This window comes from Cyanobium usitatum str. Tous (assembly GCF_003011885.1).
In the GTDB taxonomy this organism is placed as follows: domain Bacteria; phylum Cyanobacteriota; class Cyanobacteriia; order PCC-6307; family Cyanobiaceae; genus Cyanobium_A; species Cyanobium_A usitatum.
Map to the genome: position 1 here is coordinate 13,918 of NZ_PXXO01000002.1, position 26,085 is coordinate 40,002.

Annotated in this window: 26 protein-coding genes; 16 read left to right on the plus strand and 10 right to left on the minus strand. The window is 63.1% G+C overall.

Annotated elements, in window-relative coordinates; translation table 11 throughout:
• Positions 1-17 precede the first annotated feature (17 nt).
• From C7K55_RS02005 to C7K55_RS02015, 3 genes are all read right to left on the minus strand, one after another.
• Complete coding sequence (locus C7K55_RS02005) at positions 18-1,097, minus strand: alanine/ornithine racemase family PLP-dependent enzyme (protein ID WP_106501759.1); 1,080 nt, start codon at positions 1,095-1,097, stop codon at positions 18-20.
• Positions 1,094-2,236, minus strand: a complete 1,143-nt coding sequence (locus C7K55_RS02010) for an N-acetyltransferase DgcN family protein (protein ID WP_106501760.1) — start codon at positions 2,234-2,236, stop codon at positions 1,094-1,096. Before C7K55_RS02010 ends, C7K55_RS02005 begins: the two co-directional genes overlap by 4 nt.
• Before the next feature lie 93 nt (positions 2,237-2,329).
• Positions 2,330-3,349, minus strand: a complete 1,020-nt coding sequence (locus C7K55_RS02015; protein ID WP_106501761.1) for a GGDEF domain-containing protein — start codon at positions 3,347-3,349, stop codon at positions 2,330-2,332.
• Positions 3,350-3,443: 94 nt separating this feature from the next.
• On the opposite strand from C7K55_RS02015, the gene C7K55_RS02020 reads away from it, so the two are divergent.
• Positions 3,444-3,764 (plus strand): 4a-hydroxytetrahydrobiopterin dehydratase, encoded by a 321-nt coding sequence (locus C7K55_RS02020; protein ID WP_106501762.1) that lies wholly within the window; start codon positions 3,444-3,446, stop codon positions 3,762-3,764.
• Here C7K55_RS02020 and C7K55_RS02025 read toward each other — a convergent pair.
• Positions 3,761-4,612 carry an aldose epimerase family protein gene (locus C7K55_RS02025; protein WP_106501951.1) on the minus strand — a complete coding sequence of 284 codons (852 nt, stop codon included), beginning with the start codon at positions 4,610-4,612 and terminating at the stop codon, positions 3,761-3,763. The genes C7K55_RS02020 and C7K55_RS02025 overlap by 4 nt on opposite strands.
• A 146-nt stretch (positions 4,613-4,758) precedes the next feature.
• On the opposite strand from C7K55_RS02025, the gene C7K55_RS13855 reads away from it, so the two are divergent.
• On the plus strand, positions 4,759-4,935 hold the full coding sequence (locus C7K55_RS13855; RefSeq protein ID WP_206603458.1) for a hypothetical protein: 177 nt from the start codon (positions 4,759-4,761) through the stop codon (positions 4,933-4,935).
• 77 nt (positions 4,936-5,012) lie between these two features.
• Positions 5,013-5,216 (plus strand): hypothetical protein, encoded by a 204-nt coding sequence (locus tag C7K55_RS13215; protein WP_127431958.1) that lies wholly within the window; start codon positions 5,013-5,015, stop codon positions 5,214-5,216.
• A gap of 3 nt (positions 5,217-5,219) precedes the next feature.
• On the opposite strand, the gene C7K55_RS13500 is transcribed toward C7K55_RS13215, so the two are convergent.
• A complete protein-coding gene (locus C7K55_RS13500; protein ID WP_106501763.1) occupies positions 5,220-5,444 on the minus strand; it encodes a hypothetical protein in 225 nt (74 codons plus the stop codon).
• 242 nt (positions 5,445-5,686) lie between these two features.
• On the opposite strand from C7K55_RS13500, the gene C7K55_RS02035 reads away from it, so the two are divergent.
• Entirely contained in the window at positions 5,687-6,811 is a 1,125-nt protein-coding gene (locus C7K55_RS02035; protein ID WP_241518106.1) for a DUF4912 domain-containing protein, read from the plus strand.
• Here C7K55_RS02035 and leuS read toward each other — a convergent pair.
• Both leuS and C7K55_RS02045 read right to left on the minus strand, forming a co-directional pair.
• Positions 6,808-9,447 (minus strand): leucine--tRNA ligase, encoded by a 2,640-nt coding sequence (gene leuS, locus C7K55_RS02040; RefSeq protein ID WP_106501765.1) that lies wholly within the window; start codon positions 9,445-9,447, stop codon positions 6,808-6,810. The two genes, C7K55_RS02035 and leuS, sit on opposite strands and share 4 nt — an antisense overlap.
• A gap of 58 nt (positions 9,448-9,505) precedes the next feature.
• Positions 9,506-9,742 carry an Hfq-related RNA-binding protein gene (locus tag C7K55_RS02045; protein WP_106501766.1) on the minus strand — a complete coding sequence of 79 codons (237 nt, stop codon included), beginning with the start codon at positions 9,740-9,742 and terminating at the stop codon, positions 9,506-9,508.
• A gap of 32 nt (positions 9,743-9,774) precedes the next feature.
• Between C7K55_RS02045 and dapF the strand changes: the two genes are divergently transcribed.
• The 5 genes from dapF (at position 9,775) to C7K55_RS02070 (ending at position 14,701) form a co-directional block, all read left to right on the plus strand.
• On the plus strand, positions 9,775-10,899 hold the full coding sequence (gene dapF, locus C7K55_RS02050; RefSeq protein WP_106501952.1) for a diaminopimelate epimerase: 1,125 nt from the start codon (positions 9,775-9,777) through the stop codon (positions 10,897-10,899).
• On the plus strand, positions 10,900-12,084 hold the full coding sequence (locus C7K55_RS02055; protein WP_241518107.1) for a cysteine desulfurase family protein: 1,185 nt from the start codon (positions 10,900-10,902) through the stop codon (positions 12,082-12,084).
• Positions 12,084-12,776 carry a DUF1995 family protein gene (locus C7K55_RS02060; RefSeq protein ID WP_106501767.1) on the plus strand — a complete coding sequence of 231 codons (693 nt, stop codon included), beginning with the start codon at positions 12,084-12,086 and terminating at the stop codon, positions 12,774-12,776. Before C7K55_RS02055 ends, C7K55_RS02060 begins: the two co-directional genes overlap by 1 nt.
• 73 nt (positions 12,777-12,849) lie before the next feature.
• Positions 12,850-13,389: a DUF4330 domain-containing protein gene (locus C7K55_RS02065; RefSeq protein ID WP_106501768.1), complete on the plus strand. Its 540-nt coding sequence runs from the start codon at positions 12,850-12,852 to the stop codon at positions 13,387-13,389.
• 1 nt (position 13,390) lies between these two features.
• On the plus strand, positions 13,391-14,701 hold the full coding sequence (locus C7K55_RS02070) for a D-alanyl-D-alanine carboxypeptidase/D-alanyl-D-alanine-endopeptidase (RefSeq protein WP_106501954.1): 1,311 nt from the start codon (positions 13,391-13,393) through the stop codon (positions 14,699-14,701).
• On the opposite strand, the gene C7K55_RS02075 is transcribed toward C7K55_RS02070, so the two are convergent.
• On the minus strand, positions 14,698-15,570 hold the full coding sequence (locus C7K55_RS02075) for a coiled-coil domain-containing protein (RefSeq protein WP_106501769.1): 873 nt from the start codon (positions 15,568-15,570) through the stop codon (positions 14,698-14,700). The genes C7K55_RS02070 and C7K55_RS02075 overlap by 4 nt on opposite strands.
• A gap of 8 nt (positions 15,571-15,578) precedes the next feature.
• Positions 15,579-16,064 carry a pantetheine-phosphate adenylyltransferase gene (coaD, locus tag C7K55_RS02080; RefSeq protein ID WP_106501770.1) on the minus strand — a complete coding sequence of 162 codons (486 nt, stop codon included), beginning with the start codon at positions 16,062-16,064 and terminating at the stop codon, positions 15,579-15,581.
• Between the two features lie 65 nt (positions 16,065-16,129).
• Between coaD and C7K55_RS02085 the strand changes: the two genes are divergently transcribed.
• From C7K55_RS02085 to C7K55_RS02115, 7 genes are all read left to right on the plus strand, one after another.
• Positions 16,130-16,624 (plus strand): flavin reductase family protein, encoded by a 495-nt coding sequence (locus C7K55_RS02085; protein WP_106501771.1) that lies wholly within the window; start codon positions 16,130-16,132, stop codon positions 16,622-16,624.
• Positions 16,621-18,582, plus strand: coding sequence for an excinuclease ABC subunit UvrC (uvrC, locus tag C7K55_RS02090; protein ID WP_315856766.1), 1,962 nt, complete (start codon positions 16,621-16,623; stop codon positions 18,580-18,582). Before C7K55_RS02085 ends, uvrC begins: the two co-directional genes overlap by 4 nt.
• Positions 18,579-18,890, plus strand: coding sequence for a hypothetical protein (locus tag C7K55_RS02095; RefSeq protein ID WP_396093092.1), 312 nt, complete (start codon positions 18,579-18,581; stop codon positions 18,888-18,890). Before uvrC ends, C7K55_RS02095 begins: the two co-directional genes overlap by 4 nt.
• A 2-nt stretch (positions 18,891-18,892) precedes the next feature.
• Positions 18,893-20,404: a cryptochrome/photolyase family protein gene (locus C7K55_RS02100; RefSeq protein WP_106501773.1), complete on the plus strand. Its 1,512-nt coding sequence runs from the start codon at positions 18,893-18,895 to the stop codon at positions 20,402-20,404.
• 76 nt (positions 20,405-20,480) lie between these two features.
• The gene (gene hemJ, locus C7K55_RS02105; RefSeq protein ID WP_106501774.1) at positions 20,481-21,071 is read left to right on the plus strand and encodes a protoporphyrinogen oxidase HemJ; all 591 of its coding nucleotides are present in this window, start codon (positions 20,481-20,483) and stop codon (positions 21,069-21,071) included.
• 7 nt (positions 21,072-21,078) lie between these two features.
• Positions 21,079-21,729, plus strand: a complete 651-nt coding sequence (locus tag C7K55_RS02110; protein ID WP_117434956.1) for a PHP domain-containing protein — start codon at positions 21,079-21,081, stop codon at positions 21,727-21,729.
• Between the two features lie 29 nt (positions 21,730-21,758).
• Positions 21,759-22,325: a hypothetical protein gene (locus tag C7K55_RS02115; RefSeq protein ID WP_106501776.1), complete on the plus strand. Its 567-nt coding sequence runs from the start codon at positions 21,759-21,761 to the stop codon at positions 22,323-22,325.
• Positions 22,326-22,344: 19 nt separating this feature from the next.
• Here C7K55_RS02115 and cobN read toward each other — a convergent pair whose 3' ends face one another.
• Positions 22,345-26,073 (minus strand): cobaltochelatase subunit CobN, encoded by a 3,729-nt coding sequence (gene cobN, locus C7K55_RS02120; RefSeq protein ID WP_106501956.1) that lies wholly within the window; start codon positions 26,071-26,073, stop codon positions 22,345-22,347.
• Between the last annotated feature and the right edge of the window lie 12 nt (positions 26,074-26,085).

The following is a 26,085-nucleotide window of genomic DNA, read 5'->3' on the forward strand; positions in this document are numbered from 1 at the left end:
ATTACCAATTGCGAACCCTAGGCAGGTCCGCCGATGAAACAACGGCTCACAAATGGAGATGTCATCGCCCGCAGCAGGCTGCTATAGCTCACCTGGAAGCGCTGTTCATCGCCCGGCGCCAACGCCTCTGCCGCTCCGCTCACCACCAAGTGGTCGCTGGATGCGCCCTCGATGTTGATCCCAGGGGCACTAAGACCGGCCGGATCGGCATCCTGTTCGCCCAGGGCAAGTAGCGCTCGCATGGCCATGGGTTGGTCTGGTTGCTTTTGGGGAGCGACTGGCCCATTGGCAAAACTGGTGCAGTGACGCGTTCCCCAGGCACGGCTTGGCTTGCGCTTGGACTCGATCACCTCTGCCACCAGGGTGATGGCATCTGTGTACAGCCCTGGTATAGCTGTGCGGCTGAGAGGCTCTCGCCCCAGCAGTAGGGCCTCGCCAAGGCGCAGGTGGTTGATGCGGCCCCGATCGCCGCCACCTGTCAACCAGGGAAGATTGGCCGAATTACCTCCCGAGCACCACTCGAGCCTGATGCCAAAACGCCTTTCCAGGGCTTCGATCAGACGCGATAGTTCGCCCATATTCGCTTCATCTGGGGCAACGCCGTTTTGACAGCCCAGATTGGTGCCGATGCCCACCAGCAGCAGGTTTGGCAGGGCAAGGGTAAGTAACACCATCGCCTCAAGGTCTGCCGCGAGAATTCCCTCGCGCAGATCCCCTAACTCCACCATCAGCAGCACCCCATGGCGCACCCCCTGGCAATGCGCTGCCGCTGCCAAGGCCTTGAGCACCACCGCCTCGCTGTTGCAGCTAATCGCCGCATGGGCCACCACCCGATCCACCTGGCTGAGCATCGGCGAGCGAATCAGCAGCAGGGGCACACCAAGCTCGCAGCGGCTAAGCGATTCGATTGATTCGATTCGCGATTCACCGATGGAATGCACCCCTGCCGCCACCCAGGTGCGCACAATTTCTGGCAGGCCCAGGGTTGCCTTGCTCACCCCGGTCACCTTGATTCCTTGGCGGGCAAGCCGATTCACCATGGTGGTGGCGTTGTGCTGCAGGTGCTCGAGATGAATCTCCAGCCGCGGTGCGCTCAAAGCTGGCCGTCAGTTGATGTACACAACTCGGGGAAAGCCCGCAGCACCATGGCTACTAGGGCAGAGGCAGGTCGGCTCACCGCATCGGTAACAGGAATGGCGAGCTCGGCCGCATAGAGGGCGATGGCCGCACTCACCTCGGCGTCATTCATGCCCTCGTGGTTGAGGGTTAGGCCGATTACCCGCGTTGGCGCGAAGGATTCGATCAGGCGAATTTCGCTTGCAGGCGTGGGCATCGGCATAAACGGAAAGTCGCTCAGCTGCCGCCGTGCCGGTGCGTGCTGCAACACCACCGCCTGGGGCTGGCTGCCCCGCAGGATGAAGCTGGAAGAGAGGTAGGCGGGATGGCTGAGGGCCCCTTGGCCTTCAATCACGATCACCGCAGGTTTTTCCGTGCAGTAGGCCTCCACCACTGCGGCCTCCACCTCCCCTGAGCAAAACTGCGATGGAATGGCATCAAGGGGAATGCCATAGCGCCCCCCTTGAATCAAGCCGGTTTGCCCCGTGCTCACCAAAACGGAGCGGATACCGCTGGCGTTTAGGGCTTGAACCAGAAGCGTGGCCGTGGTGCGCTTACCGATGGCGCCATCGGTGCCAAGCACGGCGATTCGAATGCAGCGTGCCTTGGCGATCGAGCCATTGAACAGGCGCAGATCCTTCAGCGCGGCTGGACGACGCACATCCCGGATTGACACCTGATGACGTTTGGCCGCTAGGGCAAATTCACTGTCGTCATTAAGGAATTCGCGCATGCCGCTGACCAGGTTCAGGCCAGCTGCCATGGCCAGCAGCAGAGCCCGGCGATCGTCTTTGCCATAGAGGCCATCTGCAGGTGCCATGCCATAGATGAAGCTGCTGGCGCGGGGCCCTGGCAAGGCAAGGGCCTCATCTAGATCAGCCACGATGGGTATGCCGTTGCTGATGCCGTCTAGTAGCAGGCCTGCATCAACACCAGCTGATTGGCTATCAATAATGGCCCTGATTTCAAAGGCCTCACAGAAGCGCACGAGGCCGTGGGCGGTTTTGCCGTCGAGCCCTGCGAAGTTTCCCTCGCAGTAGACAACTGCAGCCGATTTCACCGCACTGAGATGCGGTGAAATCGAAATGGTCAGGTCGTTGACCTGTTTTAGAAATGCCAAATAAGCCAGGACCCATCATTTACCCAGGCTTGAAAAAAGTCTAAGGTGTTGATTTCAGGGCTCAGAATTGGCCGCTGGAGGGCATGGATAAATTCACTCTAGGACGCTTTCTGCTTCTAGGGGGTCAGCCAGTATTTCGGCGATCTGGTTTCGGCCATTGCCCTGCGCCAGGATTAGGGCCCGTTCGGCCCGAAGCAGCGCATCAAGGGCCTGGCGATCGGCTGGGGCAAGCAGGGTCAGGCCGCCACTGGCCGATAGCTGGTGGCCGCTGGTCGAAAAGACGCCCCGCAGCTCGCTGATGCCAGTGCGAATGGCATCGGCCCGCTCCATGGCTGTAGCAAGTTCAACATTCACCATCAATAGGGCGAATTCCTGGTCACCGGTTTGGCCCACCAGGTCCTGCTCGCATAGCTGGGAGCGCAGTAGGGCGGCAAAGTCTACAAGCGCCCGATCAGAGGCCTCCAGACCCCAGCGGTTCTTGATCTGGTCGAAGTGGTCGAGCTGCAGGGCCAGCACGGCCAGGTTTTCGCCTGCCTGGCGGGCCCGCAGCAGCTCAGGCTCAGCTTGCTCCAGGAAGTTTGCTCGGTCTGCTAGCGCGCTGACTGGATGCACCGTGGTGAGTCGACGCAGTTCAAGCTCACGCAGCACCAGCTGGGCCAGATCCTCGAGCAGTCGCACCTGGCTGGCGCTGAAGTGGCGCGGCAACCGGTCGATCACGCACAGGGTGCCCAGGTTGTGGCCGTCACGACTCTGCAGCGGTGTGCCTGCGTAGAAGCGCACCTTTGGGTCCTGAGTCACCAGGGGATTGGTGCAGAAACGCGGGTCTAGGTGGGCATCTGGCACCACCAAGGTTTCATCACCGGCAATGGCGTGGGCGCAAAAGGCCATCTTCCGCGGCGTTTCGGTGCTGTCTATGCCGTGGTGGGCAAGGAACCATTGGCGGTCGCCATCCACCAGGGAGATGAGCGCGATCGGGGTTTCCAGCACAGTCGAGGCGAGCCGCACCAGTCGCTCAAAATGCTCATCTCCTGGATGGTTTAGTACCCCCAGCCGCTCTAAATCCCTTTGGCGCTGGGATTCATCCGCCGGAATCGGGTAGTCGGGATACGGCATGTGCTTCGCCCATAATGCCAATACTAGGAAGTCTTCGGCCCGCCAACCGGACTTCACAAGGGCCATGATTTAGCTGTTGCCAACAGCCCTTCCCATGGCCCTCTACCAAGAAAGCTGTGTTCCCTGCCGCGATGGGGCGCCGCTCCTGGATGCCGCTGAACTGGCCGAATTGTTGCCCCACTTGCCCGGTTGGGTTGTTGTGGATGGACACCACTTGCAAAAGGCCTGGAGCTTCGCTGATTTTCAGCAAGCTCTCGATTGGCTCAACCGGGCTGGAGCGATCTGCGAAGCGGAGGGTCACCATGCCGAATTCAGCCTTGGCTGGGGTCACGCAAGCGCTGAGGTGTACACCCACAAGGTGGATGGCCTAACCAGAGCTGACGCAGTTTTGGCCGCCAAACTTGATGGGGCTTAGCAGGCGCTAACGGCGTAACGGGTCTGCAACCGGCAGGTTTCGGTGGGACCAATTTCAAGCTTGCCATCGCCACTGATCAGAGCCTGGCGAGGTCCTGTCCAGGGCTCCAGGCAGACCATCGCACGGGGCGGTTCGGTCCAGAGCACCACCAGGTTGAACGGGGCGCTGAGCTGCAGATCAAGGGCCAGGCCGGCTTCCGGATCCAGCAAGCGCACGTCACCACTGGGACGGACCAACAGGTCAATTCCGTCGTCCAATCGCGCCATTTGTTCTGCCGTGTCGGCGTCGGCCATCGATAGATGGTTTAGGCAGCGCTCCGGTAGCCCCTCAAAGCGGGGAGATTTGAGGTTGCTGAGGTTGAAGTAGGGGTGGAGGCCGAAGCTGAATGGCATCGGCTCCTTGCTGCGGTTGTGGACCGAGGTGTCGATCTCGAGGGCTCCTGGCACCAGGCGCAGCTCAAGCCTCAGCAGAAAGCTGAAGGGATAGCTCGTCAAGGTGGTCTCGCTTTCTTTGAGCTCAAGGGCGATGCCTTGGCCATCCTCGAGAGCGCTCAACTGCCATGGCAGCTGCCGGGCGAAGCCGTGCTGACCAAGGGGAAAGTTTCCCTGGGGTAGGGGCAAGGTGTTGTCCGGCAGGCCGCCGCAGATCGGGAAGAGGATGGGAATACCGCCCCGCACTGATTGGGCGGGGTCGAGGAAGCGTTCAAGATCGAGGTAGATCAGCTCCTTGCCGTTGCAGCGCCAGCCGGTCACCAGACCGCCGCGCTCAGGCACCACCCGCAGCAGATCCCCGGAGTCGCTGGCGAACTCCCAATGTCGATATGGGGTATCGCGGTGTACCAGGGCCACGGAGCTCAAGCGGGGTTGGCCTATTTAGGCCTGCGGCCTGCCTCTGGGCACGTGTTCCTTCACACAATCTTCCATTGATAAAGATCAGAACCGGTCTCGATCCCCTGATCAATTCCATAAGGTCTTGCAATCAACGCGTAGCAGTTATGAATCGTTCAGAGGACAGAGCGCCTCGCCAGGAATTATTCGAGCCCCGCAGCTTGGAGTGGCAAGAAAATGGCGAGTTGGCAAGCACCGAAATGTTCGAGCTGGTCAAGCGTCTGCGGGCTGTGGAATCGGGAAAAACCGTCAACGAGCTTTGGCGGCTCAGCCAGAAAGCCTGAGGCTGGTTGTCGCACCAACACTTCTCCTTGCCATCACTGGCCAGCTTTGGTTGATTGCAAGGGTCGCAGAGCGTGCCATGCCTGATTCTTCTGCTATCGCGGAGTGGCGACATCGCGGCTGCAGCGTGCGCTTGATCACGCGCTGTCCAGCTGCAGAGGCCTACCGCATTCAGCACTGCAGTGGCATGCCCATGGGTTCAGTAGCCAGCCTTGAAGAGGCTCGCACTCTCATTGACGACCACATTCAATTACTTAGGCAGCGCCTTGTAGCTAGCGCTTAGCTTTCAGGGCAAAACCCCCACTAAGCCGCGGCGGCGTAGTTCCTGCTGGAATTCACTGCTGAGCGGATCTAGGTGCCATTGCCGCTGAGTCCACTGCCACAGGGCCTGGAGCCGCCAGCCCAGCCACAGAAGGCACAGCACCAGGCCCAGCCAACGCATCGATAGGTCCACGGAGTTCACCTTGTTTAAGAACGGACCACGCTCCTGGGGAGGGGCACGGCCATCCATTGACACAAGTCGCCAAGGGCCATGGCCTCAACCCCTCTTGGCGGATCGCTTGATTTGCTCCCGCTGACAGAGCTAGGTCTGCCGGAGCCCTAACTGCCCGCTGGGGAGCGCCTGGAATCGGCTCTTGAGGCATTGCCTGGTGGGGCCGCTTGCTCCCCGGACGTGGCGATCTGCTGACAAGGCTCCGAAAACAGGGCCGGAATCCCTGAAAATCGACTGAGTTTCTTCGGAAAGCAGCAGTTATGACTACGTCAGGTTTTCCGATGTCGGGTGATTACGACGCCAACGATCTGACCTTGCGTCAACTGCGCCAGATGGCCAGCAACCTCGGCATCGGCCGCTATAGCCGGATGCTGAAGGATCAGCTGTTGCAGGCTATCGAGCGCCGGTCAGACTCCCAGCCCCCAGCTAGCCAGCCCGGTGGTGAGGTGCCAGAGGGTGAAGGTCTGCGCAGCATGGAAGCCGAGATGAGCTCTGCTCCCCGGCCCGCTTCCGAAACGGCAGTTGTGTTTCTGCCCAGGGATCCCCAGTGGGCCTATGTGTTTTGGGAGCTCTCCGACTCCGATCGTCGCCAGGCGATGGCCGACGGTGCCAGCCAGCTGGTACTTCGAGTTGTGGATGTGACCGGTCTCGGTGCCGGTGCTGCCCACCAGCACACCATGCAGGAAGTAGTGGTAAATAGCCATGCCACCGAGTGGTATCTGCCTGTTCCCCTCAGCGACAGGGACTATCGGGTTGAACTTGGCTACCGGCTCGCCGGTGGCGGTTGGCGTTCATTGGCCTTCTCCTCGGTAGCTCGGGTACCTGCCCTCCATCCCAGTGAGCAGATCCTTGATCGGTTTGTGCCCTTCTCCCTAGAGGTCCCTGCTCCTGCTGCAGCTGGTTCAGCTGTTATGCCGACTGCAGCTCCTGGTATTCACGAGCGCATTTATCAGACTGCCACCACTACCTGGCGGGCAGTAGGCCGCGGTTCTGAGGCTTTCCACGAAGTGGATGCCAATTCCGACCACAATCAGCGTCTAAATGCTTCCGGTGCCGGTGTTTGGGCCAGCGGCCGCAGCGAGTCGGGTGCTGGTGGTGTAGCTACTCGTCAGCGAGCCTTCTGGCTAGTAGCAGATGCCGAGTTGATTGTTTATGGAGCTACTGATCCGGCGGCAACCCTGCGGATTGGTGAGGAAGTCGTGCCCCTTGGCGAAGATGGCACCTTCAGGCTTCAGGTTCCCTTCCGTGATGGCCAGCAGTTGTACCCGATCACTGCCGTAGCAGCTGACGGCGAACAACGGCGCAATATCACGCTTGAATTCGTCCGCACTACCCCGGACGCCAATGTCAACACCGCTGAAGAAGCGGTGGCTGAGTGGTTCTAGGGCACCAGATTCACCAGCTTTCCAGGCACCACGATTACCCGGCTGGGGGGCTTGCCCTCCAGCCATTTTTGTGCGATTTCGCTATTGAGCGCCAGCTGTTCAAGGGTTGCTTTATCAGCGTTGGCGGGCACCGCCAAGCTGCCTCGCATCTTGCCCTTGACCTGAATAACCAAATCAATAGTTTCCCGCACTAGGGCTGCAGGGTCTGGCTGCGGCCAGCTCTGAGCGTGGATGCTGCAGTTGTTGTCTGGATTGGCGCCCAAACGCAGCCAAAGCTCCTCCGCCAAGTGGGGGGCAAATGGAGCCAGGAGCACCAGCAAGGTGTGAAATGCCTCTTTAGCTACGGGCGCAGAGGCGGCTTCGAGATGTTCAGCCATCACATTGCTGAGCTTCATTAACTCCGAAATGGCTGTATTGAACTGATATTCACCATCGAGGTCCTCACTGATCTCGGCTATGGCCGTGTGCACTGCCCGGCGCAGCTCTAGCTCAGATGCAGTCAGGGTTGTGTTGGCAAACTGGGTCGCAGATTGCTCACCTACCCGCCCTAAATCTGACAGTTGCAGGTCTCGGGCGCAGGCCCCATCCACCAGCCGCCACAGGCGCTGTAAAAAGCGAAACTGGCCTTCCACATCGGCGTCATCCCATTCCAGATCTTTTTCCGGTGGAGCCTTGAACAGGATGAACATCCGCGCCGTATCAGCGCCATACTTATCAATTACTTGGGCAGGGTCGACGCCGTTGTACTTCGACTTCGACATTTTTTCGTAGAAAGTCTCTAGGACTTCGCCACTGATTGGATCACGGGGGGCGCTTGGATCGACAACATCGCCCGGCGCGATGTATTTGCCGGAGTGGGGGTTCTTGTAGGTAATGCCCTGAACCATCCCCTGGGTAAGTAAGTGGATGAAGGGTTCATCGAAGCCCAGCAGGCCCCGGTCTCGCAGCACCTTGGTGAAGAAGCGGGCATAGAGAAGGTGGAGGATCGCGTGCTCGATCCCGCCCACATATTGATCAACCGGCAACCAGCGGTCTACGGCCTCGCGTGTAAACGGAAGGTCTGTGTTGTGGGGATCGCTGTAGCGCAGGAAATACCAGCTGGAGCACATGAAGGTGTCCATGGTGTCGGTCTCACGCTTCGCCGCCTTGCCGCAGCAAGGGCAGTCCACGTTCACCCAGCTCTCTAATTGGGCTAGGGGCGATCCGCCCTTGCCCTCAAGGTTTGCCCCCACCGGCAGCTCCACCGGCAGCTGTTCGGCCGGTACGGGCACCACACCGCAGCTTTCGCAGTGGATCACCGGGATCGGACAGCCCCAGTAGCGCTGGCGCGAGATCAGCCAGTCGCGCAGACGGAACTGCACCTTGGCATTGCCCCATCCCTGACCCGCAGCGGCCTCGGTGATCGCCCTTTTGGCTTCACCGCTTGGTAAACCATCGAAGCAACCGGAGTGGATCAAAACCCCGGCTTCTGTCCAGGCACCACCTTCGAAGGCGTGCTCGTCGCTGCCCTGGGGAATGATCACCTGCTGCACCGCCAATTCGTACTGCCGCGCGAATACAAAGTCGCGCTGGTCGTGGGCAGGGACCCCCATCACTGCGCCGGTGCCGTAGTCGGCGAGGACGTAGTCGGCGATCCAGAGGGGGATAAGGGCGCCATTGGCTGGGTTGCGCACCCGGGTACCGATCGGCACACCCCGTTTGGGTTTGTCGTCGGCCGTGCGCTCAAGCTCGCTTTGGCGGCTCACCAGATCACAGAAGGCCTGCACTTGGACCGCCTGCTCGGCGGTGGTCAGCCCAGCCACCCGGGGGTGTTCTGGGGCCAGCACCAGGTAGCTGACGCCAAAGATGGTGTCCGGGCGAGTTGTGAACACGGTGATCTGTTCACCGGTGCCAGCGCCAGATGAATCCACAACCTCAAAGTGCAGCTCGGCGCCCGTACTGCGGCCAATCCAGTTGGCCTGCATGGTGCGCACCCGCTCCGGCCAACCCTCGAGCTTGGGCAGATCGTCCAGCAGTTGGTCGGCGTAGGCGGTGATCTTGAGGAACCACTGGCGCAGCTTGCGTTTCTCCACCAGGGCTCCGGAACGCCAGGAGCGGCCCTCGCCGTCCACCTGTTCGTTGGCAAGCACCGTTTGGTCGATGGGATCCCAGTTGACGCTTGCGTCCCTCTGGTAAGCGAGCCCTGCATCTAGAAACTGCAGAAATAACCACTGGGTCCAGCGGTAGTAGTCGCTATGGCAGGTAGCCAGCTCTCGATCCCAGTCGATGGAGAGGCCAAGCCGCTTCAGCTGCTCCCGCATCGAGGCGATGTTTTGATCGGTCCAGATGCCGGGTTCAATTCCCCGCTCGATCGCCGCATTTTCGGCTGGTAAACCAAAGGCATCCCAACCCATCGGATGCAGCACCTGCTTGCCCCGTAAACGTTGCACCCTGGCGATCACATCGGTGATCACGTAATTGCGTACGTGACCCATGTGCAGGTTCCCCGATGGATAGGGGAACATCGACAGGGCGTAATAGCTGTCGCCGCAGGACCCATCCAGCTTCGCTGGCGTGCGGTGCTGAGCCGTGCTCTCCCAGTGCTGCTGCCAGCGCGATTCGAGGGCCTGGGGTTGGTAGCGGGGGGCGTCGCTCACGGCAGCCAGGCTGGATCAGGGCTTTGATCGTGCCACAGCCCAGTTGGATGACTCCTGCTCAACCGAGCGCACGGATCGTTGCCGCGGCCGCACGATTGATCAGGGTGAGTGGACGATTTTCGTCCTGCTTGAGCGCCAGGTAGTCGATGTCCTGCCAATGGAGGATTCCCTCAAGCTCCCCCACACCCGGCACCTGGACCGCCACCGGGGTTTTGTGGCGAATCAGATCCTGTAAGTGCCGAATGCTGGGTTGCGAGGTATCGAGGGCGGTGGTCCGCTTCTCAAAGCTCTGCATAAGATCTATTTGTGGCTGCGCTCGCCCCCATCGTGCTCCAGTTCAGCAAATATCAAGGCCTGGGAAATGATTTCCTCATGCTTGATGGCAGGGGAGCCTCTAGCACCGATGCCAGCTACGGCCTCACCTCGGAACGTATTCAGCGCCTCTGCGACCGCCGCTTCGGGGTTGGCGCTGACGGTGTGATCCTGGCCCTGCCGCCCCGCCAAGGCGGTGAGTTGCGCATGCGGATCTTCAATGCCGATGGCACGGAACCGGAGATGTGTGGCAATGGCATGCGCTGCCTGGCCCGCTTTCTGGCCGATAGCGATGGCGATGTTCCCGGGCGTCAATGGCAGATCGAAACCTTGGCGGGGCGCATCGTTCCCGAGCTGCGTCAGGACGGCAGCATCCGTGTCGACATGGGAGCCCCTTTTCTCGATCCTGAATCCATTCCGACCACCTTGCCTTGTGGCGATAACGGGCTGCCCCAGGGCAACTTGGAAGTGGCTGGCAGCTCGTTTGCGGTCGGGGCGGCCGGTATGGGCAATCCCCACGTTGTGATCCCCGTTGATGACATTGAGGCGGTGGATTTGGAGCGTTACGGCGCGGCATTCGAGGTTCACCCCGCATTTCCCGCCCGCACCAACGTTCATTTCGTGCAAGTAATCAGTCGCACTCACCTGGTGATGCGGGTGTGGGAGCGCGGAGCGGGCCCCACCTTGGCCTGCGGCACCGGTGCTTGCGCCACCCTCGTGGTGGCCCATCTGCTGGGGCTGGCTGAACGCTGCGCGCGCCTCGATCTCCCAGGCGGGCCCCTGGAAATTGATTGGGATCGAGCCAGTGGTCATGTGTTTATGGCGGGCCCCGCGGTGGCTGTTTTTGATGGCGTCGTGACCCCTGAGCTCTGGGGCGATGAGCCCTTTGAACTCGAGGCCGCCGCCCCGGTGCAACAGCAACCAGACGCTTCTCCAGACGCCTCGCCTGCAGTCGACTGCGCCAGCGTCTGCATCAATGGCTGCATCCGACCTGAAGCCTGCCCTTCAGCCGAAGCCAGGGCCCGGGTTGATGCCCTGCTCAACAGCAGCTCCCTCGACGACCTGGTGGCACTGGCCACCAATTCCCTTGAATCGCGGATTCGCTCCCGCTTTGAGCTGGATCAAGCCCAGGGTGGCTAGGTGGGCTATTCGGGCAGTCAGCTGCCAGCACTGGCTGGCTACTTCGACACCAGTGCCACCACTCCCACCGCCACTGAGGTGCTGGAGGCCATGGCCCTTGCCCAGGCCAGGGCCTGGGCTAATCCCTCAAGCCTCCACGGCCCTGGCCTTGCGGCAGCAGAGCAGCTCGAACGCTCGCGCCTGAGCCTGGCCGCTGGGCTGGGCTGCGAGCCCGATGAACTGGTGGTGACCTCCGGTGGTACTGAGGCCATTCATCTGGCCCTGCTCGGTGCTGCTGCTGGCCTCACCCCCGGCCGGCTGGTGATATCGGCGGTCGAGCATCCCGCCACACTGGCGGCAGCTGCCCAACTGCAGCAGCGCGGCTGGAGCGTCCAAGCGGTGCCGGTGGATAGGCAGGGATTGCTTGATCTCGACGCCCTCGATGGCTTGCTGGTGCCTCCAACCCGTCTGGTCTCGGTTATCTGGGGCCAAAACGAGGTTGGCAGCCTCCAGCCACTTGAGGCGATCGGGGCCCGCTGCCGGCGGGCGGGGGTGCTGCTGCACGTTGATGCGGTGCAGGTTCTGGGCCACCTGCCGATCAATTTTCGCCAGCTGCCCGTTGATTTTTTGAGTGGGGCGGCCCACAAGCTGCAGGGCCCCAGGGGGGTTGGGCTGCTGCTGGTGCGTCGTGGCCTCGCCCTCCAGACCCAGCTTGGTGGTGGCGGCCAAGAGGGCGGTAGGCGCGGCGGCACCGAACCTGTGGTGCTGTTGAGCGGCTTCGCCAAGGCCCTGGAGCTCAGCTGTGCCACGCCTTCGCTGGCACCCCTGCGCGACACCCTGCTGCATCGGCTTTTGAGCCTGCCCGGGCTGCGGTTGAGCGGTCCGCCCCCGGGCGACTCCCGCCTGCCTCACCACCTCAGCCTGCTGGTGGCTAACGAGGCTGGCCTGCCGCTTTCCGGCCGCAACCTGGTGCGTGAGCTCTCCCGCCAGGGCTTTGCCCTGAGCAGTGGTTCGGCCTGCAGCAGCTCTGGATCGGCTGCCAGCACCGTGCTCCGGGCCCTGGGCTATGGCGAGGCCGACGCCGCAAGTGGCCTGCGCATCAGCCTCGGGCCCTGGCATTGCGCCGCCGATCTTGAGGCCCTGGTCCAGGCGTTGCAGATGGCGCTTACGGCCTCGGTAGCGTCGGAGCATCCGTTGACGGCCTAATGCTCCCCCCCGATCTGCGCAGCGCCGAAGCTGAAGCACTGGCGGCGATTCAAAGCGCCTTGGATGCAGGAGCCAAGGGGCTTTGGAGTGTCGAGCTGCGCTTCGAGGGCCTGCGATTGCTCCCCTTGGCCTTGCGATTGCAGGCTGGTCTCAGTTCCGCCGCACCCAGCCTGAGGCTGCTTTGTGCCGATGCCGGCGCCACTGCCCTTGCCCAACGCGATGCCCCTGATTTCGCAACCCGTATTGCCAGCCTGCGCGATCAGATGCGCCTTCAGCAGGCTGATGGCGGCAGCGAGGGCGTGCTGCTGCTGGTGGCACCTTCCCCTGCCGACTATGAGGAGGTGGAGCAGGTGTGCGCCCTGCACCGCGGCGTTGTTTTGCTGTTAAACGGCAACCTCGAGGATGCGGCCATCGGCATCGGCAGCGTGGCTCGGGAGCGCCGCAAGGGTTTTCTGTCCGGCTGGCAGAGCGCCTATGCCCTGATTCCAACAGGAGATGGGGCCCTGCGTCGGGCCTGTCCGGGGATGTGGGAGCTGTATCGCTGCGATGCCGATGGCTATCGCTTTGTTTGCAATTTCGACCAGAAGCCAGACATGGAGCAACGGGCGTTAGCCATGGCGGGTGAAGCCGGCCTGGGGCTTGGAGCCAACCTCAAAGTCATGGACGCTTTCATCGAAGGCCTGCGCAACTAGCCCCCTGCGGAACCACTTGCACTGGATCTAACCGGCCAGCCTCCGTACACTTCGCCAAACGCAGACCTTGCCGATGGCTTCCGAGAGCGACCAGAGCCCTGCAGCAAAAGGACGCTCCTGGAGCCTTGTTGACATCGGCGCCGGAGTTGCGGTGCTCCTTGCTGCCGCAGGGGTTATCTGGAGCCCCAAGCTGAGCGGAGCGGTGGCTCAGGCCACCGGTGGCCTCACCCCAGTCACCGTGCTGGTGGATGTGCGTGGCGTGCCGGTGGCTGATCCCAGGGCCTTGATTCAGGCCGCCCAGGAGGAGGGCAAGGTTGCAATCGTGATCCGTAACCAGCCCCATGGCTCGGTGGCGATCAAGCAGGTGTTGCCGCTGCAGCGGCGCCTGGTGGCGGTCCAACCAAACGGATCGGTGGTGACGGCTCTGGACCCCAACCAGGCAATCCTGGGCAGCCTCGATGCTCGTTTTGTGCTCCAGGGCCAGGGCCGCAAGAGTGCTGGTGGTGTGGTTTTTGGCAACCAAACCATCAAGATTGGTGCCCCAGTGGAAATAGAGGGGGAGCAATTCCGCGTGGGCGGCACGGTTAGCGGCCTCCAGGTTGGAGGTGGCTGAGATGGCCCCTCTCAAATCCCCTGCTAAGCGTCAGCTTCTGCTGCGCCTTTCTGGTGCGCATGCCCTAGTTCTCGTTTTAGCGGTTGCGCCAGCCACCGCCTTGGCCCAGCAGATGCCATTGGCCCCGCAGGTGCCCCTGGCGTCCCTGCCGCCCCTGCCCCCACCGGTTGGCCTGCCCCAGCTACAGGCCCAGCTGAGCTGTCCGGCGCTGCAGCAGCGGCTGCTTGCCACCGTGGCAGGCGAGGCTTCTGTGTGGAGCATCACCATTGCCGATGCCCAGGGCCGTCTGCTGGCCGACCTCAACGGCACCCGGCCCCGCATCCCTGCTTCCAATCAGAAGCTGGTGAGCACGGCCTACGCCCTAGACCGATTGGGCCCTGACTATCGCCTTAATACCCAGCTCTGGCGGCTGGGTGATGGCAGCTTCCGCCTCACCGGAGAGGGCGACCCCGACCTGGCCCTGCCCCAACTGCAGCGATTCGCCATGTTGGCGATGGGGTCGGGTGGCAGCAGTGGTGAGACGCCTTCGCTGGTGCGGTTGCAGATTGCCGAGGAGCCTCGTCAGGCCTGGTGGCCCCAAGGTTGGCACCCAGATGACCGCTACTACGCCTACGGCGCGCCGATCACCCGGCTGGCGGTCACTAGCAATGCCATCAACGAGGCGGTGATGAATCCGCCTTCGCGACTGCAGACCCTGCTGCAGAAAACCATGGTTCAGAGGGGGGCCAAGGTGCAGCTGTCACTGGTGTCGGCCCGCGCCCCCCTGCCCGCTGATGCGGTGCTGCTGCACCAAGAGCCATCGGCTCCGATGCACAACCTGCTGAGCCTGGCTAACACCGAAAGCCACAATTTCACCGCCGAAGTTCTGCTGCGCCAGGGCGCTGGTACCTGGGATCTGGCCCGAGCCACCCAGCTTCAGATGCTGTGGCTCACCGAACAGGGCCTGCCGATGCAGGGGGTTCGCGTTGCCGATGGCAGTGGCCTCGACCGCGCCAACCGACTCACCAGCCGCTTCTTGGCTGCCCTGCTTATGCGCATGGATCAGCACCCCTACGGCCGCGCCTATCTGGCGTCGATGGCGGTTGCGGGGCAGCGGGGCACCCTGCGCAACCTTTATGTGGGCACCTCCCTGCAGGGTCAATTCTTTGGCAAGACAGGCACGATCAGCGGTGTCCGCTCCATCAGTGGCGTGCTGATGACGGGGGCCGGGCCCCGCTACGTAAGCGCCATCAGCAATGGGGCTAGCTCGCCCAACGTCACTATTGGCAAGCTGTTGCGTCAAGCGCAAAACAGCCAGCTGTGCCCCCCCTAGCCCGCTAGCTGCTTGAGAGTGTTGGCTACCCGGCGGCGGCGGCCCGTCGTCTCCTCGACAGCTGGCGCGGCAGCTTCTGGCGCCTGGAGTCGCACCAGCTCGCGGCGGCCCCCCAGTACCACCTGGCTCATCTCCTTTAACCTGCCCTCGAGTTCGCCCAGCACCTGCTCGGCGTAGCGGTTGGCACCCTCTTGAATGGCGGCCGACTCCTGGCGGCTGCGGCTCACCAGGGCGTCGCATTGCTGCTGGGTCTGCTGGCGGAACTGCAGGGCGTCGTTGTGCACCCGCTCCGCTTCTGCCTGGCTATCGCGCTGCACCCTCACTCCCTCTTGGCGGATCTGCTCAAGTTCAGCCATCGCCTGTTGACGATTGCGATCGTGCTGTTCGAGCAGCTGGCGGTTGCGCTCGGCCGTTTCCTGTTCGAGCTGCTGACGGCGGAGCGCAAATTGCTGCTCCATCTGGGCCGTGCGTGCCTGGTGCTCCTGTTCAGCCTGGGCAACCTGCTGGCGGGCTTGCAACATCAGCTGCTCGCATTGCTGGCGGGCCTGATCCCGCAGCTCACCCACCTGCCGCTCCGCCTCCTGACGAATGGCGGCAGAGTTGATTAGCTGCTCCCGCTCCCTTTTACCAGCAGCAATGATCTCGTCGGACTTCTGTCGCGCCTGGCCAATAAATTCCTCACGCTGGCGGATCAGCCCTACGGCCTGCTGCAGCTGGCTCGGCAGCGATTCCCGCAGGGCATCCATCACTTCAATGGCGTCTTGCTCATTGACCAGCCGTCCGCCGCTGAACGGAATGCGGCTTCCCTCCAGCACGATCTCCTCCAGCTGATCGAGCTGATCCAGCACGGTGATGGTGGGCTCGGTCATGTACAGCTCTAAACAGATGCCCGATTAAAAAGCCTGCACAGGTCTTCCGCCACTCTGGGGGGCACCATGTGACGCACATCGCCGCCAAAGCGAGCCACCTCCTTCACCACAGAACTGCTCAGGAAGCTGTGGTGCACAGCAGTAGCAAGAAACAGGGTTTCCACCTGGGGGGCCAGGCTTTTATTGGTGTGGGCGATCTGCAACTCGAATTCAAAGTCGCTCAGGGCCCGCAGGCCCCGCAGAATCACCTGGGCCTGGCAACGACTGGCGAAATCGACGGTGAGGCCATCAAAACTGCCTACTTCAACCCCCGGGAGATGGGCCGTTGCGGTGCCGATCTGCTCCAGGCGTTGCTCGAGGCTGAAGGCCGGCTGCTTGCTGGGGTTCTGCAGCACGGCCACCACCACACCGTCAAACAGGCGTGCTGCCCTCTCGATCAGGTCGAGGTGGCCCAGGGTGAGGGGATCGAAGCTGCCGGGGTAGAGGGCGCGCATCGGGCCAGCCTATGGGTGCCCGAGGCGTTTCTAGGGTGGATGTAGTTCTAAGCGCTCTTGCCGCCATGGCCCTTAACGCCGCCCTTAACGCCGAAGCCAAGAAAACCCTGCTGCGCAAAATTCCCCATGGCGTGTTCATCTGCGGCGTAGCTGAGGGGGATGAGGTCAATGGCTTCACCGCCAGCTGGGTGACCCAGGGCTCCTTTGAGCCGCCATTGGTGGTGATGGCTGTGCGGGCCGACAGCACCAGCAACGGCATCATTCAGCGCACCAAGAAATTTTCCCTGAACGTGCTTGCCGCTGACCAGAAGGACCTGGCCGCAGTTTTCTTCAAACCCCAAAAAGCCATGGGCGGTCGCTTCGATGCGGCCCCCTTCAGCCTCGGTGAGCTGGGCTTGCCGATTCTCGACAACGCCCTTGGTGCGGTGGAATGTGAGCTGGTGGGTCAGGTGGCCCATGGCGACCACACCGTGTTTGTGGGCGAGGTGAAGACGGCCACCCTGCACCGCGATGGTGCTGCCCTTGAGCTCGGCAGCACCGGCTGGCAATACGGCGGTTGAGCCTGCCCCTGCTGCAGCAACCCGAACGCCTCAAGGTCCGGCTCAAGGAGGTGCCCTCCGAGCCGGGCTGCTATCTGCTGCGCGATGCCAGCGATCGCATCCTCTATATCGGCAAGGCCAAGGTGCTGCGCAATCGGGTGCGCAGTTATTTCCAAAGTGGCAGCGGCCATGGCCACAGCCCGCGCATCTCCCTGATGGTGCGCCAGGTGTGTGAGATCGAATTCATCGTCACCGACAGTGAAGCCGAGGCGCTGGCGCTCGAATCCAACCTGATCAAGCAGAACCAGCCGCACTTCAATGTGCTGCTCAAAGACGACAAGAAATATCCCTATCTCTGCATCACCTGGAGCGAGGCCTACCCGCGCATCTTCATCACCCGGCGGCGGCGGTTTCGCTCGCCCCTGGATCGCTTTTACGGGCCCTACGTGGATGTGGGCCTACTGCGCCGCACCCTCACCCTGGTGAAGCGGGTGTTCCCGCTGCGCCAGCGACCCCAGCCGCTCTACAGGGAGCGCACCTGCCTCAACTACGACATCGGCCGCTGCCCTGGGGTGTGCCAGGAAAAGATCAGCTCCGAGGCTTACCACCTCACCCTGCGCCAGGTGGCGATGGTGTTTCAAGGGCGCAACGAGGAGCTGCTCGAGCTGCTGAATGAGCAGATGGGCAAATATGCCGAGCGGCTTGACTTCGAGAGCGCCGCGCGGGTGCGCGACCAGCTGCAGGGCATCGACACCCTCACCGCTGATCAGAAAATGAGCCTGGGCGACAGCTCGGTGAGCCGTGATGTGGTGGCTTTAGCCGCCGATGAGCGGGTGGCGGCAGTGCAGCTGTTCCAGATGCGGGCCGGCAAGCTGGTGGGGCGGCTTGGCTTCACCGCTGATGCCGTCGGCGCCGATGGCCAGCCCCTGGAGCCCGGCCGCATCCTGCAGCGGGTGGTGGAGGAGCACTACAGCCAGGTGGAGCCGGTGGAGATTCCCCCCGAGCTGCTGCTGCAGCACGCCCTACCCCAGCAGCCCCTGATCGAGGAGTGGCTGGCGGAGCGCCGCGGCCGCAAGGTGAAACTTGCGGTGCCCCAACGGCAGCAAAAAGCCGATCTGATCGAGTTGCTGGAGCGCAATGCCAGCTACGAGCTGCAGCGGGCCCAGCGCGGTGCCGAGCAGCAACTGCTGGCCACTGAAGACCTGGCCCAGCTGCTGGAGCTGCCAACCCCCCCACGTCGCGTCGAGGGCTACGACATCAGCCATATCCAGGGCAGCGACGCCGTGGCCTCCCAGGTGGTGTTTATCGATGGTCTGCCGGCCAAACAGCACTACCGCAAATACAAGATCCAAAGCAGCTCGATCCGCTCTGGCCATTCCGACGACTTCATGGCCATGGCCGAGATCATGCGCCGCCGCTTTCGCCGCTGGGCCCAGGCCAAGGCCGAGGGTGCCGACCTGGGCGAGCTCCGGCGGGCCGCCAACACCACGCTCCACACCGGTGGCCTCAATGATTGGCCCGATGTGGTGATGATCGACGGCGGCAAGGGTCAGCTTTCGGCGGTGATGGAGGCCCTGCGGGAGCTGAATCTGCACGAAGAGCTGGTGGTTTGTTCCCTGGCCAAGCAGCGGGAGGAGGTGTTTATGCCAGGGGCCAAGCAGCCCCTGGAGAGTGAGCCCGACCAGCTGGGTGTGCAGCTGCTGCGCCGCCTGCGCGATGAGGCCCACCGTTTCGCTGTGAGCTTCCATCGCCAGCAGCGGGGCGAGAGGATGAAGCGCTCGCGCCTCTCCGATATTCCTGGCCTGGGACCGAAACGGGTCAAGGAGTTATTGGCCCACTTCCGCTCGATTGATGCCATCCAGTTGGCCAGTCCAGAGCAGATCGCCGCTGCCCCGGGAGTGGGGCCGGCCCTGGCCCGCCAGGTGTGGGATTACTTTCACCCAAGTGACGAGCTCGTTAGCGAGGAGTTGGCCAGTTGAGGCGTCTGGCTTCCCTGCTGCTACTGCCCTTGGCCCTGGGGCTGCTGCTGCTTTTTTCACCTGCCCTAACGCCGCCGGCCCTCGGCGCCCCCGGCATCTGCGTTGGGCCCGTATGTGGTGATGAGATCCACCGCAGCGCTAAGCATCACTGGCAGCTGCGGCTGCGGGTAAATGACCAGCAGGGCCAGCACGAGCGTCTGGTGGTGGATTGCCGCAATGGGGTGCTCAGCCCCCTGGCTGGTCCGGTGGAGCGGGGCTATGCCGCGGCCGTCGCCCGCCGTGCCTGCCGGCTGGCTGGGGAGGCCTGAGCGTGATTGGCATCTGGGTGCTGGGCGACCAGCTGGACCCCCTCCAGGCAGCTTTGGCAGCCCACACCCCCGCAACTGCCCGGGTATTGCTGATTGAGAGCAGCTCGGTGCTGCAGCAACGCCGCTATCACCGCCAGAAGCTGGTGCTGGTGTGGAGTGCCATGCGGCACTTCGCGGCCGAGCTGCGCCAGCTGGGCTGGACGGTGGACCTGCTTGAGGCCCCAACCTTTGCTGAAGCGCTGAAGGATTGGCTGGCCGAGCACGAGATCAGCGAGCTGCATCTGATGGAGCCAGCCGAGCGCCCCTTTCGTGAAGCGATTGAACGGCTGCCCCTGCCTACGCCCCTGGTGTGGCACCTCTCCAATGCTTTTCTCTGGAGCCGGGATGATTTCGGCGCCTGGGCTGCTCCCTACAAGCAGCTGCGCATGGAATTGTTCTACCGCGAGGGCCGCAAGCGTTTTGGCGTGCTGATGGGCGATGACGGCCAACCGCTTGGTGGACAGTGGAACTACGACCAGGAGAATCGCAAGGCACCGCCCAAGGGGCTGGTGGGGCCAGAGCCATTGGTTTTTGCGTCAGATGCAATCACCCGGGCCGTGATTGCCAAGGTGGACCAGCTGGCTCAGGAGCTTGAGGCCGCCTCTGAACCTGGCTTGCCAGGGATTAGTGCGCCGTTCGGGTGGGCAGTTACCCGCAGCCAGGCGCTGGCGGTGCTGGAGCATTTCATCGATACGCGGCTCGATGGCTTCGGCCCGTTCCAGGACGCCATGGTCAGCGGCCAGCCCACCCTGTGGCACGCCCTGCTTTCCCCTTGTCTCAACATTGGCCTGTTGCAGCCGCTTGAGGTGATCCGCCGGCTGGAGCAGGCCGGGCTGGAGCGGGGTACGCCCCTTGCCTGCCTGGAGGGGGTGATTCGTCAGATATTGGGCTGGCGCGAATACACCCACGGCCTCTACTGGTGGTTTGGCGCCGACTATCCGGCCCGAAATCACTTCGGCGCTAATCGTCCGTTGCCCGGCTGGCTAGAGCAGCTGGGCGGCAGTGGCATGGCCTGCATGGACACGGTGCTGGCTGAGCTTGAGCTCAACGGCTACGCCCACCACATCCAGCGCTTGATGGTTCTAGCCAACTACGGCTTGATCGCCGGCCTGGATCCCCAGGCCTTCACCGCCTGGTTTCACCGCATGTTTGTTGATGGCTACGACTGGGTGATGCAAACCAACGTGCTCGGCATGGGGTTGTTTGCCGATGGCGGCATGCTGGCCAGCAAGCCTTACGCCGCCAGCGGTAATTACATCAATCGGATGAGCAGCTACTGCAAGGGCTGCCGCTACAACCCGAAGCAGCGCACTGGAGCGGATGCCTGTCCCTTCAACGCGCTCTATTGGGATTTCTTGGCTCGCAACCAAGAGGGACTGCGCCGCAACCACCGCATGGGGCTGGTGATGAAGCAGCTCGAGAAGATCCCCGCCGACGAGCTGGCGGCGATCCGGGCTACTGCTTCAGCCCACTGACCGCTGCGGCCCACTGACTCCTTCAGACCACTGACCGCTTCGGCCTAGTTTGTGGGCCCTTGCTTGAACTGCCGCCATGCCCTTATTGACCCTGAGCTGGCCCGCCGAGGCCTACCTCTGGTTCAAGACTCTCCACATCGTGGGTGTGGTTGTGTGGTTTGCCGGGCTTTTCTATCTAGTGCGGCTGTTCATCTATCACCGCGAGGCTGAGGAGCTGGAGGAGTCGCTCAGGCTGGCTTTCCAGGCCCAGTACGGCTTGATGGAGCGCCGTCTGGCCAACATCATCACCACCCCCGGCATGGTGGTCGCAGTGGTCTGTGCGGCTGGCTTGCTGAGCGTGAATCCCGCCTGGCTGCAGCAGGGCTGGATGCACGCCAAGTTGGCCTTCGTGGCTGCCTTGCTGGCCTACCACGCCTTTTGCTACCGGTTGATGGGCCAGCTCAACAGGGGAGCCTGCAGCTGGAGCCCTAAACAATTGCGGGCGTTAAACGAGTTGCCCACCCTGCTGCTGGTGATCGTGGTGATGCTGGTGGTTTTCAAAAACCAATTCCCTACTGGTGCTGCCACCTGGTTCATCGTGGCCCTGGTGGTGTTCATGGCCGCATCGATTCAGTTTTATGCCCGCTGGCGGCGGCTGCGGGCGGAGCGGTTGTCCGCGAATGCCTGAACACCTGATGCCTGATCACCCATTGCGTCATGTACTCCGCCAGCTGACGCCGGCCTGCTGCCCTGGCCGGGTCAATTTCCACTGCCACACCATCTTCAGCGACGGCAGCCTGACCCCCCTTGAGCTGGCCCAGCAGGCCCTAGAACTCGGCCTGGAGCACCTAGCCATCACCGATCACCACAGCCTCGCCGCCCACGGGCCTGCCATGGAGGTTTTTAAGGCGGCGGCTAGCGAGGGCCGTGCCGTGCCCAGTTTCTGGCGAGGGGTGGAAATCAGCTGCTTGCTCGAGGGCTGTTTGGTGCATGTGCTGGTTCTTGGTTTTGATGCCGATCACCCCAGCCTTGAGCCCTATCTGCAGGGGCGGGCGCTTGTGGGGCCAGCGCTCCAGGCTGAGGCGGTGCTGGAGGCGGGGCGCCAAGCGGGAGGTCTGCTGCTGCTTGCCCATCCCGCCCGCTATCGCCTGCCCTTCCAGCGGTTGATCGCCGCCGCCGATCGTCTCGGTTTTGATGGCGCCGAGGCGTGGTACGACTACCAAATGCAGTCGCGCTGGACACCAACGCCTTTGGTGTGCGAGGCGATTGCTGCTGAGCTGCAGCAACGTGGTCTTTTGATGAGTTGCGGTACAGATACCCATGGATTAGCGCTTCTCGGCCGCTAGGGTTTCCTGACGCTTACCCCTGGCAGACGATGGGTTTGTTTGATCGCCTGTTCGCCACCCGCGACGGCAACGCCGCCGCCCCGAAGACCCCCCAGCCCAAAAAGGAGGTTGAAACATTCTTCCTAGATGCCGATGCTTCCAGCAGCATGGGCAACGTTGATTTCATGCGGCGCTCCAACACCATTCGCCGCACCTTCCCGGGCACGGCTGACAGCCCCGGCAATAAGGAGATGGTGGCAGAGGTGGCTTCGATGGAGTCGCGGCTGGAGCGGGTCTCAGATGGCTTGGGTGGCCAGACCAGCCAGCCTGAACAAGCCTTTGATCTCACCCGAGGTGTCCCAAAGCCGGTCAAGAAGACCTTCGCCCAAACCATGTCCCAGGCGGAGCTTGATCAGCGCATGAAGGGTTCTGCCATGGGCGTGAATGTGCCTGGTGGAAGTGCAGCGATCAAGCAGGAGCAGGAGCAGGCTCAAGCTCAGGCTCAGGCCCAAGCCGCTGCGATGGCAAGCCCGCAGGTCCAGATCAGCCAGCAAGCCAGCGGCAAAGCTGGCGACATTGATCCTTTCAAGCGCATGAGCAGAGAATTAAAAGGTTGAGCAAGTTGGCTTGGTTGCCTTAGCGCTGCTCAATCAGACTTTCGCTATCAAGAACCAGCTGGCGCAACTGCTCCAGCTGGTTTTTTTGTGCCCCTTCCCATAGCCCCCTGTTGTGGGCTTCCAGTAGCCGTTCGGCCATGTCGCGCAGGGCCCAGGGATTGCTCTGCACCAGGAAATCACGCACTGTCTGATCCCCGAGCCACTGGTCGCAGATGGCGCCGTAGCCCCAGTCAGGGACTCGGCCGGTACTGGCGTCGTAGGCAAACAGATAATCGAGGCTGGCAGCCATTTCGAAGCCGCCTTTGTAGCCATGGCCTTTCATCGCTGCGATCCAGCGGGGGTTGAGCACGCGGCTGCGCAGCACCTTGTCAAATTCCCGCTCCAGCCGGTGCAGCCGGGGCCGGGCAGCTCGGGAATGGTCGCCAAACCAAAGTGCCGGGCGCTGCCCAGAGACCCGCTCCACCGCTGCACTTAAGCCACCCTGAAACTGGTAGTAGTCGTCGGAGTCGAGCAGATCGTGCTCCCGGTTGTCCTGGTTGTGCAACACCACCTGCACCGCCTTGAGCCGCTGCTCCAGGCCGCTCCGGTCGGCCTGGGCTTCGATGCCAGCCTGCCCAGAAGCCCCGGCCTGGCTGTCGTAACGCCAGCTGCTCCAGTTCAAAAAAGCCTCGCCCAGGTCAGCCCGCTCCTCCCAGTGGCCGCTGTCGATCAGGCCCTGCAGTCCTGCCCCGTAGGCGCCTGGCGCTGAGCCGTAGACGCGGGCGCTGGTGCCTTCGCGGCGATAGGCAGCGGCGAGGGGGTTGTCCGCCTCTGGTTCGTTTAGGGCGGATACCAGTTCAGTGGCCCGGTTGACCCACCCCACCAGTTGGGGGAAGGCGTCGCGGAAGAGTCCTGAGATGCGCAGGGTCACGTCCACCCGCGCACGGCCCAGCAGGCTCAGGGGAATCACCTCCAGATCGACCATGCGGCGGGTTGGTCCATCCCAAACCGGTCGCACGCCAAGTAGGGCCAGCGCCTGGGCGATGTCCTCGCCGCCATTGCGCATTGTTGCCGTGCCCCAAACGGATAGGGCCAAGCTGCTCAGGTGCTCCCCCTGTTCCTGAAGGTGCAGTTCCAGCAGCAATTCGGCGCTGCGTCGGCCCAGGTCCCAGGCCGCTTCAGTGGGTAGCCCGCGCAGGTCGACGCTGTAAAAATTGCGCCCGGTCGGCAGCAGGTCTGGTCGGCCGCGGGTGGGTGCTCCGGATGGTCCTGCGGCAATGCGCTCCCCCTCCAGGCCCCGCAGGAAAGCCTCCCGCTCGGCGCGGCCGCAGGCCAGTAGGGGGGGCATCAGGGCCTGGCGCAGGTGCATCAGCGCCTGTTGCAGCCTGGGACCAGGTGATGGCGAAGGCTGGGCTTGGCTTTGTTGCACGCCGGCCAGCTCCTGCTCCACCAGGGTCAGAGCTTGCGCCTCCAACAGCGCTACCCCATCTCCCACCAGGCGCGGTAGCTCTCCGCCAAAGGCGCCCTGGAGCCGTTGCTGGTCTGCCTGGCAAAGACGAGTGGCGTCTTCATCGCCCCAGGGGTCGAAGCTGAGTTGGAGGTCTTGCGCCAGGGCCTGGGTGAGCCCAGGTTGCCCAGCCAACGGACAACGGGCCAAACAGAGCAGCAGCTCCGCCAGGCGACCGGGCTCTGGCAGGGTGCCGAAGGTGTGGAGCCCCAGGCGGATCTGGGCCTCCTTGAGCTCGCAGAGGTATCCATCGGCAGCATCGAGCCGGCTATCAAGCTCCGCGGCGCTACCGAGGGGTAGCTCCAGGTTCTCGAGCTGCTCGGCCAGGGCCTGGCGCAGGGGGCCCGCCCGTTCACTGCCGAGCTGACAGGCCTCCCAATACTCATCCAGCAAAACCTCAAGTCGCTGCAGCGCCCCATGCAGCCCCGCCCGCCCCAGGGGCGGTGTCAGGTGATCGAGGATCACCGCCTGGCTGCGCCGCTTGGCCTGGGAGCCCTCGCCGGGATCGTTGACGATGAAGGGATAAAGATGGGGCAGCGGCCCTAGGGCCCACTCCGGAAAACAGCTGGCGGACAGCCCCAATCCCTTGCCAGGCAACCATTCCAGGTTGCCGTGCTTGCCCACATGCACCACCGCATGGGCGCCAAACTCCAGGCGCAGCCAGAGGTATTGGGCTAGGTAGGCGTGGGTGGGGGGCAGGTCGGGGCTGTGATAGCTGAGGGCCGGATCCCTGTCGTAACCGCGGTCTGGCTGGATCAAGACGCTCACATGCCCCAGCTGCAAGCCACGGATTGGGAAGCCGGGTACAGCTCCGGCGGCGCTAACCAGAGCGACATCGAGTTCAGGCGGTCCCCACACCGCCTCGAGCCTTTGGCGGCCCTCGCTGGGGAGGCAGGCATACCAGTCCTGGTATGTGGCAAGGGGCAGCAGGGTCAGGGCGGGTCGGTGCTCGCTCTCCGGATCGTTGCTGCGTCCAGCCAGCAGCATATGGATCAGGGCCTCGCCATCGACAGGTACTGGGCCATGCAACTTGTAGCCAGCCCCGGCCAGCCACTGCAACATCAAGGCCGTTGAGGCCGGCGTATCGAGTCCAACGCCATTGGCGAGGCGGCTGTTGCGGGTTGGGTAATTGGCCAGGACAAGCGCAACGCGGCGTTCGGCAGATGGGGTTTGGCGCAACCGGATCCAGTTGGCACAGAGCTGGGCGATCCAGGTCAGCCGTTCCGGATCCGGTTCGTACCGCTGCAGGGCCGAAGCCAGACGCTCGCTGGCGCCCACGGTCTCCTTAAAGGCGCCAATGCGGGTAGTGAGCCGCCCGTCCAACTCTGGCAAGGCCACTTGGAGGGTGAGGTCGGTCGGGCCCAAGCCGATGCTGCTGGTCTGCCAGCGGCTGCGGGGCTGGCTACTGCAAAGCAGCTGCAGCACCGGCACACCGAGTTGCTCCCATAGCGGCGCCCCTAGGCCGGCCTCCTCAAACTGCACTGAGGCAAAGGAGGTGCTGCACAACACGGCCTGGACTCCTTCCCGCTGCAGTAGGTCGGCCACGCCCCGCTGCACCACCCCATCCCGTAGGCCGCTTACCCACAGCGCCCGCGGGCACAGTCCTGCCTGGCGCAGGGCCTGCAGGGTGGCATCCATCAGGGCCAGGTCACCGGCCTGCAGTAGGGCCCGATAGGCGATCACGCCTACGCGAGGGCCTTGCTCCTGCTGCCAATCATGGGGTAGTGGATCGGCGAGGGGCTCGGCCCGTGGCGGCGCTGGAGACAGACCTTCAAGCAGAGCCTGCAAAGCCTGCAGCACCTGACGCAGGTTGGCGGGTCCCCCCTCCCGCAGGCAGCGGGCCAGGCCGATTGCTAATTCAGGGGCGACGGTGCCCAGCCCCGCCAGCACCTGCTCCTCATCGGCCGTGCCAGCCAGCATGAGCAATTGGCGCTCTGGGGCTGAGCCTGCCCAGCGCTGGAGCTGCTCCAAGCCATAACTCCAGTGACCCCTGCCCCCCAGTAACCGCACAACCACCAGCCGGGCGTGGCGCACCGTGGAATTGAGGTAGTGGTCGATCTGGGCCGGGTGAGCCAGGGCGGCCAGGTTTAGGCCGCGCAGCTCCGCTGTCAGCAGCTGGGGTTCCCGCTCAAGCAACTGGTCAATGGCCAGCAGGTCGGTGTCTGCACTGCTGAGCAGCAGCACAGGCGCGGCAGGCTGCTCCACCAGCGCGCCGATATCGGCTTCTGCTCCTCCCCCAGGTACCGACGCCAAGCGATGCATCGCCCCATCCTG

What these genes read in the sequence shown, in the direction of transcription:
- C7K55_RS02015 (WP_106501761.1), bottom strand. Translation starts at nt 3,349, where the DNA reads ATGCCGTATCCCGACTACCCGATTCCGGCGGATGAATCCCAGCGCCAA.
- C7K55_RS02020 (WP_106501762.1), top strand. Translation starts at nt 3,444, where the DNA reads ATGGCCCTCTACCAAGAAAGCTGTGTTCCCTGCCGCGATGGGGCGCCG.
- C7K55_RS13855 (WP_206603458.1), top strand. Translation starts at nt 4,759, where the DNA reads ATGAATCGTTCAGAGGACAGAGCGCCTCGCCAGGAATTATTCGAGCCC.
- C7K55_RS13215 (WP_127431958.1), top strand. Translation starts at nt 5,013, where the DNA reads ATGCCTGATTCTTCTGCTATCGCGGAGTGGCGACATCGCGGCTGCAGC.
- C7K55_RS13500 (WP_106501763.1), bottom strand. Translation starts at nt 5,444, where the DNA reads ATGGATGGCCGTGCCCCTCCCCAGGAGCGTGGTCCGTTCTTAAACAAG.
- C7K55_RS02035 (WP_241518106.1), top strand. Translation starts at nt 5,687, where the DNA reads ATGACTACGTCAGGTTTTCCGATGTCGGGTGATTACGACGCCAACGAT.
- C7K55_RS02045 (WP_106501766.1), bottom strand. Translation starts at nt 9,742, where the DNA reads ATGCAGAGCTTTGAGAAGCGGACCACCGCCCTCGATACCTCGCAACCC.
- C7K55_RS02060 (WP_106501767.1), top strand. Translation starts at nt 12,084, where the DNA reads ATGCTCCCCCCCGATCTGCGCAGCGCCGAAGCTGAAGCACTGGCGGCG.
- C7K55_RS02065 (WP_106501768.1), top strand. Translation starts at nt 12,850, where the DNA reads ATGGCTTCCGAGAGCGACCAGAGCCCTGCAGCAAAAGGACGCTCCTGG.
- C7K55_RS02070 (WP_106501954.1), top strand. Translation starts at nt 13,391, where the DNA reads ATGGCCCCTCTCAAATCCCCTGCTAAGCGTCAGCTTCTGCTGCGCCTT.
- C7K55_RS02075 (WP_106501769.1), bottom strand. Translation starts at nt 15,570, where the DNA reads ATGACCGAGCCCACCATCACCGTGCTGGATCAGCTCGATCAGCTGGAG.
- coaD (WP_106501770.1), bottom strand. Translation starts at nt 16,064, where the DNA reads ATGCGCGCCCTCTACCCCGGCAGCTTCGATCCCCTCACCCTGGGCCAC.
- C7K55_RS02085 (WP_106501771.1), top strand. Translation starts at nt 16,130, where the DNA reads ATGGCCCTTAACGCCGCCCTTAACGCCGAAGCCAAGAAAACCCTGCTG.
- hemJ (WP_106501774.1), top strand. Translation starts at nt 20,481, where the DNA reads ATGCCCTTATTGACCCTGAGCTGGCCCGCCGAGGCCTACCTCTGGTTC.
- C7K55_RS02110 (WP_117434956.1), top strand. Translation starts at nt 21,079, where the DNA reads ATGCCTGATCACCCATTGCGTCATGTACTCCGCCAGCTGACGCCGGCC.
- C7K55_RS02115 (WP_106501776.1), top strand. Translation starts at nt 21,759, where the DNA reads ATGGGTTTGTTTGATCGCCTGTTCGCCACCCGCGACGGCAACGCCGCC.
- cobN (WP_106501956.1), bottom strand. Translation starts at nt 26,073, where the DNA reads ATGCATCGCTTGGCGTCGGTACCTGGGGGAGGAGCAGAAGCCGATATC.